Consider the following 15,201-nt stretch of genomic DNA (forward strand, 5'->3'; position numbering starts at 1 on the left):
GAGGCGGCTCATGACGGAGGATGTCGAAGTGGCGACCTCGGCGGCGCCGAATGCCGCGAATCCGGTTCAGTACATTGCGATGGACACGGCCGGCCTCGCGCCCAAGGACGCAGTCGCGCTCTGGCAGGACAGCATCGGCGTCTTCTACGACGCGCGCCCCCATGGCGATCCCGACGGCCGCTTCCACTTCTTCGCCGATGCTTCGCATCTGGGCGAGGCCATCCTGACCCGGTATGCCTGCAAGGTCCATAATCACTACGACCGGTCGCCGGCCCGCATCAGCCGCGACGGGCTCGACCATGTTACGCTGCAGGTCGTGCTCGGCGGCCGGCATGGCCGTCGCGATGCCGCCTCGGGCGAGCATGCGCAGGCCGGAGACCTGATCGTGGCCGATCTCGCGCAGGCCCAGGCGACGGCTGCCTTCGATCTCGACAGCTTCAACCTGACGTTCCCGCGCCGCATGCTCAGCCCCCTCCTCAATGCCCCCGACGAGCACAATATGCGCGTCGTCCCGGGCAGGGCGCCGCTGACAGCACTGCTGCGAAGCCATCTCGAGAGCCTGCACCGGCAGGCGCCGCGCATGCGTCGTGACGAGGTCGAGGCGGTCATCCGCCCGACGCTTGAGCTGGCGGCGGCCGCGCTCAACATGTCGGTGAGCGAGGAGAACGCGGCCTCGGTCAGGCTGGCGCTGACCGGGCAGATCCGCCGTCATATCGACGAAAACATCGCCGACCCGGCGCTGTCCGCCGAGACCGTGGCGGCGGCCTTCGGCATCTCGCAGCGCAAGCTCTACTATCTCTTCGAGCCCTATGGCGGCGTCTTGTCCTACATCACCGCCGGGAGGCTGCGGCGAGCCCGGACGATGCTGGTCGAGTCGCCCTATCTTGCGATGAGCATCGCCGATATCGCCGAAGCGTGCGGGTTCGCCTACCGCACGAATTTCGTCCGCGCCTTTCGCAAGCTGTTCAGCGTGACGCCGCGTGAGGCGCGTGCCCATGCTGCGGAAGGGCGCAGAATCGTGAGCCAATATGCCAGCGGGCCCAATATGTGGCACTGGATTCGCAGGTTGCGCTGAAGCGCAGCTGCCGGCCGCGTCCGGCAGCCGGTTTTGCAGGGACGGATACGAACTCGGCAGCCTGAGATACAATTGAAACGGCGCGGCCCCATTTCCTTGCATGCCCGCCGAACCTCCCCCCAAAAGCGCGAGAGAGAGGCTGAGGGAGCGGTTTCCCGGCTCGGCGTCGTGCGCTCCGCATCAGCCGGGCGCAGGGCGCCCTGCCGGTTGCCCCGAAGCGACGAGATGGCGTTTCGAGGGGCGATTCATGCCGAAGGCGAATTCCGATACCTGGTCCGGCCGGGCTGCGAGGGCAGAGGCCGCTCTTGTCGCGAGGCCGGCGGTCAATCCGCCGTCAAGGGGCAAAGCGCATGGCCGCAGGATCGGTCTGCGCAGCCTGCTCCTGGCGACCACGACCTTCGTCACGCTCGCGCCGGCGCTGCCCTCCGGAGCGGCCGATTGGACCGGCGCCGTTTCCACCGACTGGTTCGATGACGGCAACTGGAATCCGTTTGCCCCGACGATCGGCACGGTCGCGAATATCAACACGGTCGTTCCCGGGCCGAATATCGTTGGCCTGGGCGCGATCGCCGATGAGCTCAATGTCGGCTTTACCGGAGCCGGGGCGCTCACGATCATGGGCGGTGGGTCGCTGCTCACCGCCAACACCTATATCGCCCGCACCACCGAGACCGGCGCGGTTCTCGTAACCGGCAACGGATCGAGCTGGACGAACACGGTCGATCTCAATGTCGGCTATCAGGACCAGGGCACGCTGACGATCGCGGCCGGGGGCTCCGTCATCGTCCATGGCAAGAGCGCCATCGGCTTTTCCGCCTCTGCCCAGGGGCTCGTCAGCGTCTCCGGCCCGGGCTCGAACTGGACGGTGAGCGGCCCCCTCTCCATCGGGAACTTCGGCAGGGGCACGCTCAATATCGGAGCCGGTGGCTCGGTAAGCAGTGCGGATGCCGCGCTCGCCGTCGAGGCTGGCTCGCAGGGCGGGGCAAAGGTCACGGGTGGCTCGTGGACGAGTACGGGCCAGATCGTCGTCGGCGGTGCCGGTGCGGGCACGTTAGAGGTAACGGCCGGCGGCGTGGTCGACAGCAGTTCGGGTGTCGTCGGCAGTGCCGCGTCGGGCACGGGCGAGGCCACCGTCTCGGGCGCCGGATCACAGTGGACGACCACCGGGAGCCTGCTCGTCGGGGCCCAGGGCAACGGCCGGCTCACCATCGCCAATGGCGGCGCCGTGCTCAACAACGATAGCGTCGTCGTCGGTGACGCCGGGATCGGACACGTCACCGTGACCGGGGCGAACTCCAGCTGGACGGTCACGGGCACCAACCTCCTCCTCGGCAATGGCGGCAGCGGCAGCGCGCGCATCGAAGCCGGCGGCGTGGTTCAGACGGGTAATGTGAGGCTCGGCCAGCTCAATGGCGGCGGCAGCGGCAATGTCGAGATCACCGGCGCGAACTCGCGCTGGGAGAGCAGCGGCGAGTTCTCGATCGGCCGCGCCGGCAGCGGCACGATGACCGTGCTCGACGGCGCTAAGGTCACATCCAACGCGCTCGAGATCGGCTACAACCCGACCGGAGCGGGGATGTTGACCGTCGCGGGCATTGGATCGAGCTGGACGAACGCCACGACGCTGAGGGTCGGCAACGCGGGCACGGGGACGATGAACATCACGTCCGGGGCCGTCGTCACCACGCTCGACAGCATGATCGGCCATTTCAACCAGGGCGTCCTCAACGTTGCCGGCAGCGGCTCGAGCCTGGTCAATACCGGGAACATGCTGGTCGGCGGCGAGAATACCGGGGCGCTGTCGATCTCCGGAGGCGGCAAGGCCGGCGCGCAGAGCACGATCGTCGGATACAAGGCCGGTTCGGGGGGGAGTATCTCCGTCAGCGGCGCCGGCTCGCAACTGCTCAGCCCGGCCAATCTCTTCGTCGGACTTGAAGGCAACGGCGTGATGTTCGTCGAGGCCGGCGGCATGGTGCAGTCCGGCACCTCGGCCCTGGGCACGCAGATCGGCAGCATCGGCGAGGCCACCGTCACCGGTTCGGGCTCGACCTGGGTCGGCAGCGCCGATCTCCATGTCGGTGCCGACGGCACCGGCGTCCTCACCGTCGCCGATGGCGGCAAGGTCGAGATCGCCGGCACGGCGCATATCGCCACGGCGGCCGCCTCGACGGGGACGCTGAACATCGGCCGGGCCAAGGGTCTGGCGGCCGCCGCCCCGGGCACGTTTGCGGCAAGCGCGGTCGTCTTCGGATCAGGTAACGGCAAGATCGTCTTCAATCACAGCTCGGACAGCTATCAGTTCGCCGCGGGCATGACCGGAACGGGGACGATCGAGGCGATTGCGGGCACGACCGTCCTGACCGGGAATTCGAGCGGGTTCGCCGGAGCCACGACCGTCAGCGGCGGCACGCTCGCTGTGAATGGCAGCCTCGGCGGCACCGTCGACGTCCTGGCGGGCGCACGCTTGCAGGGCAGCGGCACCGTCGGTGTCCTGACGATCGGGGCGGGAGCCGTCGTCGCCCCCGGAAACTCGATCGGCACGCTGAACGTCGCCGGCAACGCCACCTTCAGCGCCGGCAGCCGCTACGAAGTGGAGGTCGATCCGGCCGGAACCGGAAGCGACCGCGTCCATGCCACGGGCACGGTCACGATCAACGGTGGCGCGGTCAGGCATATCGGCCTGAACGGAGCGTACAGCCCCTCCCGCTCCTATACGATCGTCACGGCGGATGGCGGTGTGAATGGCACGTTCGCGAACGTGATCTCTGACTTCGCCTTCCTCGACCCGACGCTGAGCTACGATCCCAACAACGTCTATCTCAGGCTCGACCGCAACGACGTCTCCTTCTGTTCGGTCGGGCAGACGCCCAACCAGTGCGCGACCGGCGGCGGCGTGCAGAGCCTCGGCTTCGGCAATCCGGTCCATGACGCCGTCGTGACGCTTGGCGAGGCCGGCGCGCGCGCTGCCTTCGACGCGCTGTCCGGCGAGGTGCATGCCTCGGCTAAGAGCGTCCTGATCGACGAGAGCGGCCTGCTGCGCTCGGCGGCGACCGACCGGCTGCGCTCCGCCTTCGGATTGGTCGGCGCGCCGCAGATGCCGGTGCTGAGCTACGGCTTCACTGCGGACAAGGCACTGGCGGCCAAGGGACCGATGCCGGGGCTGGGCTCCGCCGAGCGCTTTGCCGTCTGGGGCCAGGGCTATGGCTCATGGGGGCATACGAACGGCGACGGCAATGCTGCCAGGCTCTCGCGCTCGACCGGTGGGCTGCTGGTCGGCGCCGATGTCGCGGCGTTCGATGCCCTGCGCTTCGGTGCCTTCGCGGGCTACAGCCGCACGCGCTTCGATGTCAGGGACCGCATCTCCTCGGGCGACAGCGACAACTACCATCTCGGCCTCTATGGCGGTGGCCAATGGGGCGCGCTCGGCTTGCGCGCGGGCGCGAGCTACAGCTGGCATGAGGTCTCGACCTCGCGCACCGTCGCGTTCACCGGCTTCAGCGACGCTCTGAAGGCTGACTACAGCGCCGCCACGGCCCAGGTCTTCGGCGAGCTCGGTTACCGCGTCGATCTCGGCCGGGTGGCGCTCGAGCCCTTTGCCGGGCTGGCCTATGTCAACCTGCGCGGCGACGGTTTCGGCGAATGGGGCGGGCCGGCGGCCCTTAGATCGCCGGGCTCGACCACCGCGGCCGGCTTCTCGACGCTGGGCGTGCGGGCCTCGACCAGCCTCGCATTGCAGGGCATGGAGCTGACCTTGCGCGGAACGCTCGCCTGGCGCCATGCCTTCGGTGAGGTGAACCCGCAGGCGATCCTCGCCTTCTCAGGCTCGAGCCCGTTCATCGTCGCCGGCGTTCCGATCGCCAGGGATGCCGCGCTGGTGGAAGCAGGGCTCGACCTCGCCATCGGCCGGAACGCCACGCTCGGAGTGTCCTATACCGGCCAGCTCGCCGAAGACGCTCAGGACCACGCCTTCAAGGGCGTGCTGGCGGTCAAGTTCTGAGGACTGGCGCGGGGGCTGCAAGCGGGCCTGCTCACGGTCCGGCATGGGGCGAGCGCGGCGCGTCACAGCCCGCTCCTCCATCGCAGTCAAGCGAGAGGCTTCTTCATGGAAGGGGCGGCATGGAATGCAAAATCAAGCCGCTCGTAGAACGGTATAGCCTCCTGTCTTGCATCGAGGAAAATGGCCCCCATCCCCCGGACCCGTCCCTCTTTGTCTGCGAAGTCGATCAATGCGCGCCCCGCACCCGTTTTCCGGCAGGTCTTGTCAACGACCAGATCATCAATATGCAGGTGGGGTCCGCGAGCCAGGGTATGGACGGGGCGCACGCCCATTACTCCCACAATGCGCTGTCCGTCGAAGGCGCCAACCAATTCATAACCAGAGAAGGTCTGGCGTTGGACACGCCGCAGGAACTCTTCCTCGGTAAGCTCACGAAGCTGGGAAATGATCGGAAAAGCCGAGCGCCACTCGGTGGGGGCCAGACGCCTGACAGTCAATGCAATCACCGGGTGGTCTCTCGATTTGTCAAAGGCGATGGAACAATAGCACCGGCAGCCTATGCTTCAACGGCGGCCCATGGTCGACCCTGGAAGTCGCGGCGACGCACCGTCAACGTCTGAGTTGGGTCGAGATCGGACCAAACGAAATGGGCTCGATCCACTTTCGGACCGTCGGATGGCTGAGGAGGGCTGATTGAAAGACAAGGGATTTTACGCGTGGATTGCCGGCTTCGCGGTGGTCGTGGGCGTTCTGGTTTGGAGCCTCAGCCCCGGCCCTTCGGAACATCCATCGATCGGAGGGGGCGGTTATGACCTCTCCGGCCCAGTCTACACCCTGGCGCTGCTGGCATTCACGGGCCTCTGGACACTTGCGACACTGCTAACCGGCTTGAATCACAGTGATGCAAGGATCCGTCGTCGCGCGTTCATCCTGGCGGTCATCGGCCTTATCACCTTCTCGCTGTCGGTCATGATCTGGGGCGACAACCTGAGTTGATGGGCACGCGGGCGCGAGGCGCGCTGGCCGGCGTGGTATCCGACCGACGAATTGAAGAGGGGGGCTCCGGAGATATTCCTGCGCTGGGTGACCGGCTTGGCGGACGAGGCAGTTTCAATGTCCGCCATGGGTCGAGAGCGGTCATCCGAACAGCGCCCGACAGATCACGATCGGCAAGGCAATTCAGCGGCTGGAGCCCGAGGTCGGCAACCTCGTACATATGACCCATCTCGCGACGAGCCGCGCCGAAGACATGCTCACCAACCGTGAAGGTAGGCGCATAGTCGTGGCCGAGGTGGACGCGGCCGCAATCCTCTTCGGGATCTGCGATCTCGAGCGACGGGCTTGCGAGTTCAGTACCGCCTAAGGCATTCGCGCAGGTGATCGAAGGCCAGCCCCTGCTGCCCATGTGCTACCCGGCGCAATGCGCTGGGAACAGCTTCCGCCTGGAAGCTCAACAAGTTGTTGAGTTGTAAGGAGAAAATGGCGCGCCCGAAAGGATTCGAACCTCTGACCCTCAGATTCGTAGTCTGATGCTCTATCCAGCTGAGCTACGGGCGCGTCTCAGAGCGTCATGACGCGTTGCGTCTGGCCTGATGAAGGCGGAGATAAAGGCTTCGCTCGGGCTTGGCAACCCAGAAAATCATCACGGCGTCGAATTCTCGCGATCTGTGGATGACGACCGTTTCGAGAGCCTCAGCGCGGCAGGGGAGCGAGCGTGAGTGCCGGTTGCCGTGCCTGCCTGCGCCGCCGCGCGCCGCCGCCCTTCGGCAGCTTCTCGGCGATCCCGTAGAGCCGCTCGCGGCGATCGAGCTCGCCCCAGACCTCGGTGGGCGCAATGTCGAGAGCAGCCCAGAGCACCGTGAGGTTGTAGATCAGGTCCGCGCTTTCGCGGATCGCGGCCTCGCGGTCGCGCTGCAGCGCTTCCAGGCTCAGCTCGATGGCCTCTTCCGCGACCTTCTTGGCTATCTTCGGCAGGCCATCGGCGAAGAGCTTCGCCGTGCGCGACCGGGCCGGGTCGCGGTGGCGCGCATCCAGGACTGCGGCGTGGAGCCGGTGCAGCGAATCGGACATCGCTGCAGGATTCGTCCGTCTGATGAGAGTTTGATGACAGGCGCCCGGCGCCGCCGCGGCAATCGCGCGACGGCGCCGTCAGAATCGTATCAGCGGGAAGCCCGGCGAACCGCGCGCGTGACGGAGGGGCCGCTGATCGCGCCGGCCGCGCCGCCGACCACGGCTCCGACCGGCCCGGCGACGACGGCGCCGGTGCCCGCGCCGACCGCGGCGCCGCCGATGCGCTGCTCGACGGTGTTGCCGCAGCCGGCGAGCGTCAGCGCGGCCGCGAAGAGAGTCAGGATCGATAGGCGCATGCGGTTATCCTCTGTATGGGTGGCCGCGCGATTCCCGGCCGAGCTGCCGTCAAGGCAGGCACAGTCGGGCTTTTGCGTGGCAAAGAGCGTGTTCGGACTTGCGGTCCGCGCAAAAATCCGTATACAGCGGCCATCGCATCAGTCGCGCCATGAAGATGGGCGGGGAGGACCTGTGGGTCCGCGTCGCAGACTGTGGGTTTTTGACCGGTCCGCCCTGTACGGACGGGCCGATGGAGTTGAGACGATGAAGATCCGCAATTCGCTGAAGTCGCTGCGCGCGCGCCATCGCGACAACCAGCTGGTGCGCCGCAAGGGCCGCATCTACATCATCAACAAGGTCCAGAAGCGCTTCAAGGCGCGTCAGGGCTGAGCCTTCGCGCGGCTTCGCCGCGCGAGCCTGTCCGGGACTTCGGGAAAAGCGGGGCGCCTTGCGGCGTGCCCGCTTTTTGCGTGAGCGGGATCGCCGGGCCGTGATTTGACCTCGGGCGCCCCGTGTCTACAGTTGCCGCCATGAACCGGTTCCCGATCGCGACCGCTGCCTTCGCCCTGGTGCTGGCCGCCACCGGCCCCGTCTGCGTGAGCGCGTGGTCGCAGGGCGCCTGGGCCCAGTCCGTCCCGCCGGCGCGCCCCGGCACTGTTCCGCCCTCGGACAAGTCCGACAATCCGGTCACGCCGAATGCCCCGCAGCGCGGGCCGGCAGCGACGCTGGAGCGGCTCTTCCAGCGGCTGCATGACGCGACCACGCAGGAGGAGGCGGAGGGCATCGCCCGGCTGATCCAGCGGCGCTGGGCGCGCTCGGGCTCGGACACGGCCGATCTGCTGATGAGCCGGGCCCAGGAGGCGCTGAAGGACAAGCAGGTCGAGATCGCGATCGAGCTGCTCGACCGTGTCATCAGCCTGCAGCCGGACTGGGCCGAGGCCTGGAACCAGCGCGCCAATGCGCTCTACCTCGCTGGCGATTCGATCCGCTCGATGGTCGACATCAGTGAGACGCTGAAGCGCGAGCCGCGCCATTACGGCGCGATGATGGGGCTCGGGATGATCCTGCGCCAGCAGGGCGACGACAAGGCCGCGATGGTCGCCTTCCGCAAGGCGCTCGAGATCTACCCGCAATTCGACGCGGTGAAGAAGGCCGTGGACGCCCTGAAGAGCGACGTCGACGGCCGCGACGCCTGAGCGTCGGACGTTGCTGCGTCATGCTCGGGCCCGACCCGGGCATCTCATGCGGGAAGGGGGCCTTCCCTTGAAGAGATATCTTTCCTGAAAGCGATTCTCGGGCGTGCGTTGCGCTTCGCCCGAGACTGACGCCCTGCTTTCACGCCTTCGCGACGTGCTCCTGCGCGACGAAGGCGATGCGGACCATGTTGGTCGCGCCGGGCGTCCCGAAGGGCACGCCGGCGACCACGATGATCCGGTCGCCGAGCTTGGCGTAATGCTCGCGGACCGCGAATTTGCAGGCCCGGAACGCCATGTCGTCGGCGTCGCTGGCATCCTTGGTCACGATGGCATGGACGCCCCAGACCAAGGTGAGGCGGCGCGCCGTGGCGCGGTTCGGCGTCAGCGCGATGACGGTCGAGTTCGGGCGCTCGCGGGCGATGCGGAAGGCGGTCGAGCCCGAGGAGGTCCAGGCGCAGATCGCCTTGAGGTTCAGCGTCTCGGCGATCTCGTGGGCAGCCTTGGCGATGGCGTCGGCGCCGGTGGCCTCGGGCTCGGCGCGCTGCGCCTCCAGGATCGAGCGGTAGACCGTCTCGCCCTCGACCTCCTCGGCGATGCGGTTCATCATCGCCACCGCCTCGACCGGATACTGGCCGGCGGCGCTCTCGGCCGATAGCATCACCGCGTCCGCCCCTTCGAACACCGCGGTGGCGACGTCCGAGACCTCGGCGCGGGTCGGCACCGGGCTGGTGATCATGCTCTCCAGCATCTGCGTCGCGACCACCACCGGCTTGCCCTTGCGCCGCGCCATGCGGATCATGCGCTTCTGGGTGCCCGGCACCTTCTCCAGCGGCATCTCGACGCCGAGATCGCCGCGCGCGACCATGATGGCGTCGGAGGCGTCGATGATCTCCTCCAGCCGCGCCACGGCCTGCGGCTTCTCGATCTTGGCCAGCGCCAGCGCCCGGCCGCGCACGATCTTGCGCAGTTCCGCCATGTCCTCCGGGCGCTGCACGAAGGAGAGGGCGATCCAGTCGACGCCGACCTCGGCCGCGACCTCGGCGTCGGCGCGGTCCTTCTCGGTCATGGCCGAGACGGCGATGGTGGTGTCGGGTAGGCTGACGCCCTTGCGCGAGGACAGGCGGCCGCCGACAATCACGCGCGTCACCGCTTCCTTGGGCGAGGCCTTCTCGACCACGAGGCGCAGCTTGCCGTCGTCGAGGATGAGGGTGTGGCCGGGCTCCAGTGCGCTCAGGATCTCGGGGTGAGGCAGGTGGACGCGCGTGGCGTCGCCGGGCGTCTGATCGGAATCGAGGGTGAAGCGCGCGCCCTTCTCCAGCATGACGCCGCCGTCGCCGCCGAACTGTCCGACACGCAGCTTGGGCCCCTGCAGGTCGGCGAGAATGCCGACCGGCCGCCGGAACCTGCTCTCGAGCCCGCGCAGCATCGCGATCTTCTCGGCCAGGGTCTCGCGCTGGGTGTGGCTCATATTGATGCGGAAGACGTCGACGCCGGCTTCGAAGAGCTTGGCGCACATCTCCTCGGTCGAGGAGGCCGGCCCGAGGGTGGCGATGATCTTGATCCGGCGTTCGCGCTTCATTGTCTTCCCCAAGCCGATCCGCGATCCGGTCTGCGCCGGCCGCGCTCGGGCCCCCTTTCATCCGCTGTGGCGACGCCGCCAGGGCGCCGTCGTCCCGTTCTCCGGCAGGCCCGGACGGGCCCGCCACATATATCTGCGCCCTCGGCGCCTGCCCCGGGGCAGGCCGGTCAGGGCGTTGGCGGCGCCGTGCCGCTGGTGTCGGTGAGCTGGATGGTCCAGCTCTTCTGCTCGCCGGTGTCGACTTCGAAGAAGCCGGCGCGGTCATAGCCGCGGGCCAGGCAATCCTCGATGCCGCGAATCGTGAATTCCTTGTTACGCACGCACATGACCGATTTCCCGGTCCATTCGCCGCCCTTGTCGTAGTCGACGGCGTGAACGTAGTAGAATCGAGCGGCAAGCGTGCCGCGCAGCAGAGTCTCGCAGCCGCGCGGGCTGATGTTCCACCAGCCCTCGGTCGTCCAGCCCTGCGCGTCGCGGTAGCCGATGGCGACGCCGATCCGGCTGGAGGTGGTGTTGCACATGCGCAGATCGGCCTTCGCCGGCAGCGCGCCCGCGACGAAGGCGGCGGCGGCGCAGGCGGCGAGGAGAGCGAGGCGCGGGGGAGCGGGAAGTCTCACGGTTCGATCAGGATCACGCGGCAGTCGTTGACATTGGTGAGCGTCGGCCCCGGCTGCAGCAAATCGCCCAGCGCTTCGAAGAAGCCGGTCGAATCGTTGTCGGCGAGGGATCGGGCGGGATCAAGGCCGATCGCGGCGGCGCGCGCCAAAGTTTGCGGGTCGATCAGCGCGCCGGCCGGGTCGGTCGCCTCGCCGCCGCCGCCATCGGTGCCGTCGGTGTCGCCCGCGAGCGCGACGATGCCGGGCTCGGCCTGCAGCGCGACCGCCAGCGCCAGCGCATATTCCTGGCTGGGGCCACCGCGCCCGGAACCGCGCAGCGTCACGGTGAGCTCGCCGCCTGAGAGGATGGCGGCCCGCCGGCCCTCGCGCTTCAGCCGCCGGGCGAGATCGGCATGGGCGGCCGCGACCGCGCGCGCTTCGCCCTCCAGATCGGGGCCGAGATCGTGGACCGTATAGCCCGCCGCCTCGGCAGCGGCGCGGGCGGCGGCCAGCGCATCGGCCGGGCGGGCGATGATGCGGAATTCGCTGTTCGCGAAGGCCGGGTGGCCGGGCTTCGGCGTCTCGTTGGCGGGGTCGTCGAGCAGGGTGCGGGCGGCCGGAGGCAGGTCGAGCCCGTAGCGGGCGACGATGGCGCGGGCTTCGGCCGTGGTCGAAGGATCGGCGACCGTCGGGCCCGAGGCGATTGCCGCCGGGTCGTCGCCGGGAACGTCCGAGATCGCTAGGGTGAGCAACCGCGACGGGGCAGCGGCCAGCGCGAGGCGGCCGCCCTTGATGCGGGAGAGCCGCTTGCGGACGATGTTCATCTCGCCGATCGGCGCGCCGGAGCGCAGCAGCGCCTTGTTGACCGCCTGCTTCTCCGCGAGGGTCAGCATTCCCGCCGGAGCGACCCAGTTGGCCGAGCCACCGCCGGAGAGCAGGACGAGGACGAGGTCCTCCGCTGTCGCGAAAGCGGCGAGGGCGAGCGCGCGTTCGGCGCTGTCGATGCTGCCCTGGTCCGGCACCGGGTGGCCGGCCGCCACCATCGGGATCTGGCGGGTCGCGGTCGTATAGCCGTGCCGGGCGACGGCATGGCCGAGGAGGCGCTCCGCCGGGAAGCCGCGATCGAGATAATGAGCCTCGGCGAGGGCGGTCATGCTGCCGGCGGCCTTGCCGGCTGCCAGCAGGATCAGGCGGCCGGATTGCGGGGCTGCAGGGAGATGCTGCGGCAGGCAGCCGGAAGGGTGGGCACGGGCGACGGCGGCGTCATAGATCGCCCGCGCCGTCGCGCGCAGCTTGGCTGTGTCGGTGGCTGGACTGTGCAGGCTGGCCATTTTCACCCGGCGTCGCCGCTGGCTGCGGCGCTTCTCCCGATTCTTCTTAGGTGGCGCGAAGGCCGACGTCATCTGTCTTATGGCGGATAAATCATACTTTTTGCCTTTGCTGCGAAAGAGGGCTCCAAGTCGCGCTCCGCGGCATCGGGACTGTTGAGGGCGGGCCGGTTACGGCTTGACGCCCAACCCCGATCCGGGCGAACGCTGCCGGCGAATTCCCGATCCCGGAAGGATATCAGATGGACGATCCGGTTCAGGGCGGCCAGGTCGAGGGCGTCGAGCGGCTCGCGCGAGCGAGGGCGAACACGGGCGACATGGCGATTTCGCTCACCCGTTCCGGCTGATCGAGCATCCCGATCATCGAGGGCTTCCTCGCCGCCGTGACGGGTCCGTCCTCGGCGAGGCTGCTGCCGCTTTCTCAGGCGGGAATCATGTGACTGACGACGGGCGCGGTGATATCGCGCTTGCACCTTCAGGCTCTCCGAGCCGCCGAACGACAACTCTCTCCATGGAGTGGATTTAGATGAGCCAAGTTGAAACCGATGCCGGAAGCGTTGCCGCCGACGAGCTGAAGCAGTTCATCGAGCGGATCGAGCGGCTCGAGGAGGAGAAGGCGTCGATCCAGGGCGACATCAAGGAGGTGTTCGCCGAGCTGAAGGGCCGTGGCTACGACGCCAAGGCGATCCGGACCATCGTCCGCATCCGCAAGCAGGATCATGCCGAGCGCCAGGAGCAGGAGGCCATCCTCGACTTGTACATGCAGGCCCTGGGCATGGTCGGCTGAGAGCCGCACTGGACGGAGCGCCCCGGGTCATCCGCCGGGGCGATCCTCCGCCCGGTTTTCCGCCGGGCCCATCATTGTTCCAAAAGCGACGCTTATTGTCGTGATTACGGCTTCGTAAAAAGCGGGTGGCGCGGCCGATCGCGGCCCCTTTCCGCCCTTGCCGCAGCGGCGGGCCATGCGGATCGCCAATCCGGCGCAGGCGGCCGAGACCGCCAGCCGGGCCTGTCGTTTTCTGCAGCCGGGAAACGCGCGAGATATCCCCGCGGTTGCCCTCGGCTAGGCCCGAAGGCCGCCGAGGATGAGGTCGCAATAGTCCTGGGCGAATGAGGACGCGCGGCGCCCCTTGCCTGGCTTGAACCAGCGGGCCATCCAGTTGAGCATCGACAGCACGGCGCGGCTGGTGAGCTGGACATCCACATCACGGAACTGCCCGGCCTCGGTTCCATCGGACAGGATGGTCCGGAGAAGATTTTCATAGTCGTCGCGAAGCTGCTGAGCCTCCGCGAGCATCACCACGTTCTGCATGCCGCCATAGCCGACGAGCATGGCGAGGAAGCCATTGTAGTGCTCCTCGAAATAGTCGGCATGGGCCGTCATGAACCGCCGCAGCGCGTCTTCCGGGGCCTTGGCCTCGGCGGTGGCGGCGGAGACTTCCCGCAGGAGACCGTCGAGTGTCCGCACGATGATGCCCTCGTAGATCTCCTTCTTGTTCGGGAAGTAGTGGTAGATCGCCGCCTTGGTGACGCCCACGGAAACGGCGAGGTCTCCGAGCGAGGTTCCGTCATAGCCCTCGCGCGCGAAGAGGTTGGCGGCGTCGTCCAGGATGCGCTCGCGGGCGTTCTCGAGGGTGGGCGGACGACCTTGGCGCTTCGGTTGCATCGGACCCGTCCGCGGTTTGAGATGCCGCGCTTCAATCGGCGTGTCGGCGCGACGTCAAGCGCGGCAGGTGAGGCGCATCCGCGGCGCCGCGCCGGCAGCCCGCGGCCTGTCGGCTGGCGACGGCATTTACTTACCGGCCGAACGGTATATAAATCATTCCAACTGTCAAGAAGGCCTGTCCGGGCCGAAGCGGAGGCGACGAGCGATGGCTTTGGACCGCGAGACCATGCGGGGCCTCCTGGATACGGTGGCCCGCTATGTCCGGGAGCGCTTGAAGCCTCTCGAACATCAGGTCGCCGCCGAGGATGCGATTCCGGCGGAGATCCGGCGGGAAATCGCCGAAATGGGCCTGTTCGGCCTGTCGATCCCGGAGGAGTATGGCGGGCTCGGCCTGAGCATGGAGGAGGAGGTCCTCGTCGCCTTCGAGCTGGGCAAGACCTCGCCGGCCTTCCGGTCGCTGATCGGAACAAATAACGGCATCGGCTCCCAGGGGCTGATCATCGACGGAACCCCGGAGCAGAAGGCGCGCTATCTGCCGCGGCTCGCCTCGGGAGAACTGATCAGCTCCTTCGCGCTGACCGAGCCCGAGGCGGGGTCGGACGCGGCGTCGCTCAAGACCACCGCCAGGCGCGTCGATGGCGGCTATGTGCTGAACGGCACCAAGCGCTTCATCACCAACGCCCCCCATGCCGGGGTCTTCACGGTCTTCGCCAGGACCGACCCCGATCAGCCCGGCGCCGGCGGCGTCTCGGCCTTCCTCGTCGAGGCCGGTACGCCCGGTCTGTCGCTGGGGCCGATCGACCAGAAGATGGGGCAGAAGGGCTCGCATACCTCGGATGTCATCTTCTCGGATTGCCGCGTGCCCGCCGCTTCGCTGCTCGGCGGCAAGGAAGGGCAGGGCTTCAAGACGGCGATGAAGGTGCTGGACCGGGGCAGGCTGCATATCTCGGCGATCTGCGTCGCGATGGCCGAGCGCCTGATCGATGACAGCCTGCGCTATGCCGTCGAGCGAAAGCAGTTCGGGCAGCCGATCGCGGAGTTCCAACTCGTCCAGGCGATGCTGGCGGACAGCCGGACCGAGGCCTTTGCAGCCCGTTGCATGGTCCTGGAGACCGCGCGCGGCAAGGATCGCGGCGAGACTGTCTCGACCGATGCGGCGTGCTGCAAGCTCTTCGCCAGCGAGATGGTCGGGCGTGTCGCCGATCGGGCCGTGCAGATCCATGGCGGCGTCGGCTACATGAGCGAATTCGGCATCGAGAGGTTCTATCGCGATGCCCGCCTGTTCCGGATCTACGAGGGCACCTCCCAGATCCAGCAGATCGTCATCGCCCGGAACATGATCAGGGAGCTGGCATAGGCGCCATTGCCGAGCGAGGGCTCGCGCCCTTTGCAAGGCCCGGCGGTGGCGTTAGCGTTCG

The 15,201-nt window shown here is 67.9% G+C and carries 14 protein-coding genes and 1 tRNA gene; 7 read left to right on the top strand and 8 right to left on the bottom strand.

The annotated features are described in order from the left end of the window. The first annotated feature begins 10 nt into the window (after positions 1–10). Both B5Y19_RS05560 and B5Y19_RS05565 read left to right on the top strand, forming a co-directional pair. Positions 11–1,075: a helix-turn-helix transcriptional regulator gene (locus tag B5Y19_RS05560; protein WP_055726789.1), complete on the top strand. Its 1,065-nt coding sequence runs from the start codon at positions 11–13 to the stop codon at positions 1,073–1,075. A 247-nt stretch (positions 1,076–1,322) separates the two neighbouring features. Continuing rightward, positions 1,323–5,072 carry an autotransporter domain-containing protein gene (locus tag B5Y19_RS05565; RefSeq protein ID WP_055726790.1) on the top strand — a complete coding sequence of 1,250 codons (3,750 nt, stop codon included), beginning with the start codon at positions 1,323–1,325 and terminating at the stop codon, positions 5,070–5,072. Positions 5,073–5,158: 86 nt separating this feature from the next. Here the strand turns inward: B5Y19_RS05565 and B5Y19_RS05570 are convergent, their stop codons facing one another. Next, positions 5,159–5,578 (bottom strand): GNAT family N-acetyltransferase, encoded by a 420-nt coding sequence (locus tag B5Y19_RS05570; protein ID WP_197282395.1) that lies wholly within the window; start codon positions 5,576–5,578, stop codon positions 5,159–5,161. Between the two features lie 187 nt (positions 5,579–5,765). Between B5Y19_RS05570 and B5Y19_RS05575 the strand changes: the two genes are divergently transcribed. Next, on the top strand, positions 5,766–6,068 hold the full coding sequence (locus tag B5Y19_RS05575) for a hypothetical protein (RefSeq protein WP_055726791.1): 303 nt from the start codon (positions 5,766–5,768) through the stop codon (positions 6,066–6,068). Between the two features lie 484 nt (positions 6,069–6,552). On the opposite strand, the gene B5Y19_RS05580 is transcribed toward B5Y19_RS05575, so the two are convergent. The 3 genes from B5Y19_RS05580 to B5Y19_RS05590 all read right to left on the bottom strand — a co-directional run bounded on the left by B5Y19_RS05580 (position 6,553) and on the right by B5Y19_RS05590 (position 7,438). Then, positions 6,553–6,629, bottom strand: a tRNA-Arg gene (locus tag B5Y19_RS05580). 135 nt (positions 6,630–6,764) lie between these two features. Then, the gene (gene hisE, locus B5Y19_RS05585; RefSeq protein ID WP_055726792.1) at positions 6,765–7,142 is read right to left on the bottom strand and encodes a phosphoribosyl-ATP diphosphatase; all 378 of its coding nucleotides are present in this window, start codon (positions 7,140–7,142) and stop codon (positions 6,765–6,767) included. 89 nt (positions 7,143–7,231) lie between these two features. Next, positions 7,232–7,438 (bottom strand): hypothetical protein, encoded by a 207-nt coding sequence (locus B5Y19_RS05590; RefSeq protein WP_055726793.1) that lies wholly within the window; start codon positions 7,436–7,438, stop codon positions 7,232–7,234. Between the two features lie 244 nt (positions 7,439–7,682). Here B5Y19_RS05590 and ykgO point away from each other — a divergent pair, with 244 nt between their 5' ends. Continuing rightward, the gene (ykgO, locus tag B5Y19_RS05595; RefSeq protein WP_055726794.1) at positions 7,683–7,808 is read left to right on the top strand and encodes a type B 50S ribosomal protein L36; all 126 of its coding nucleotides are present in this window, start codon (positions 7,683–7,685) and stop codon (positions 7,806–7,808) included. Between the two features lie 140 nt (positions 7,809–7,948). Next, positions 7,949–8,614: a tetratricopeptide repeat protein gene (locus B5Y19_RS05600; RefSeq protein WP_055726795.1), complete on the top strand. Its 666-nt coding sequence runs from the start codon at positions 7,949–7,951 to the stop codon at positions 8,612–8,614. Positions 8,615–8,753: 139 nt separating this feature from the next. Here the strand turns inward: B5Y19_RS05600 and pyk are convergent, their stop codons facing one another. The 3 genes from pyk to B5Y19_RS05615 form a co-directional block, all read right to left on the bottom strand. Further along, the gene (gene pyk, locus B5Y19_RS05605; protein ID WP_055726796.1) at positions 8,754–10,193 is read right to left on the bottom strand and encodes a pyruvate kinase; all 1,440 of its coding nucleotides are present in this window, start codon (positions 10,191–10,193) and stop codon (positions 8,754–8,756) included. A gap of 167 nt (positions 10,194–10,360) precedes the next feature. Next, entirely contained in the window at positions 10,361–10,810 is a 450-nt protein-coding gene (locus tag B5Y19_RS05610; RefSeq protein WP_411914138.1) for a DUF1036 domain-containing protein, read from the bottom strand. Then, positions 10,807–12,120 carry a glycerate kinase type-2 family protein gene (locus B5Y19_RS05615; RefSeq protein WP_055726798.1) on the bottom strand — a complete coding sequence of 438 codons (1,314 nt, stop codon included), beginning with the start codon at positions 12,118–12,120 and terminating at the stop codon, positions 10,807–10,809. Before B5Y19_RS05615 ends, B5Y19_RS05610 begins: the two co-directional genes overlap by 4 nt. 523 nt (positions 12,121–12,643) lie before the next feature. Here B5Y19_RS05615 and B5Y19_RS05620 point away from each other — a divergent pair. Beyond that, positions 12,644–12,904, top strand: a complete 261-nt coding sequence (locus B5Y19_RS05620) for a DUF2312 domain-containing protein (RefSeq protein WP_055726799.1) — start codon at positions 12,644–12,646, stop codon at positions 12,902–12,904. Positions 12,905–13,180: 276 nt separating this feature from the next. Here B5Y19_RS05620 and B5Y19_RS05625 read toward each other — a convergent pair whose 3' ends face one another. After that, the gene (locus B5Y19_RS05625; protein WP_055726800.1) at positions 13,181–13,783 is read right to left on the bottom strand and encodes a TetR/AcrR family transcriptional regulator; all 603 of its coding nucleotides are present in this window, start codon (positions 13,781–13,783) and stop codon (positions 13,181–13,183) included. A gap of 205 nt (positions 13,784–13,988) precedes the next feature. On the opposite strand from B5Y19_RS05625, the gene B5Y19_RS05630 reads away from it, so the two are divergent. Then, a complete protein-coding gene (locus B5Y19_RS05630) occupies positions 13,989–15,140 on the top strand; it encodes an acyl-CoA dehydrogenase family protein (RefSeq protein ID WP_055726801.1) in 1,152 nt (383 codons plus the stop codon). Positions 15,141–15,201 lie beyond the last annotated feature (61 nt).

The sequence above is a fragment of the Allobosea thiooxidans genome (assembly GCF_900168195.1).
GTDB lineage: Bacteria > Pseudomonadota > Alphaproteobacteria > Rhizobiales > Beijerinckiaceae > Allobosea > Allobosea thiooxidans.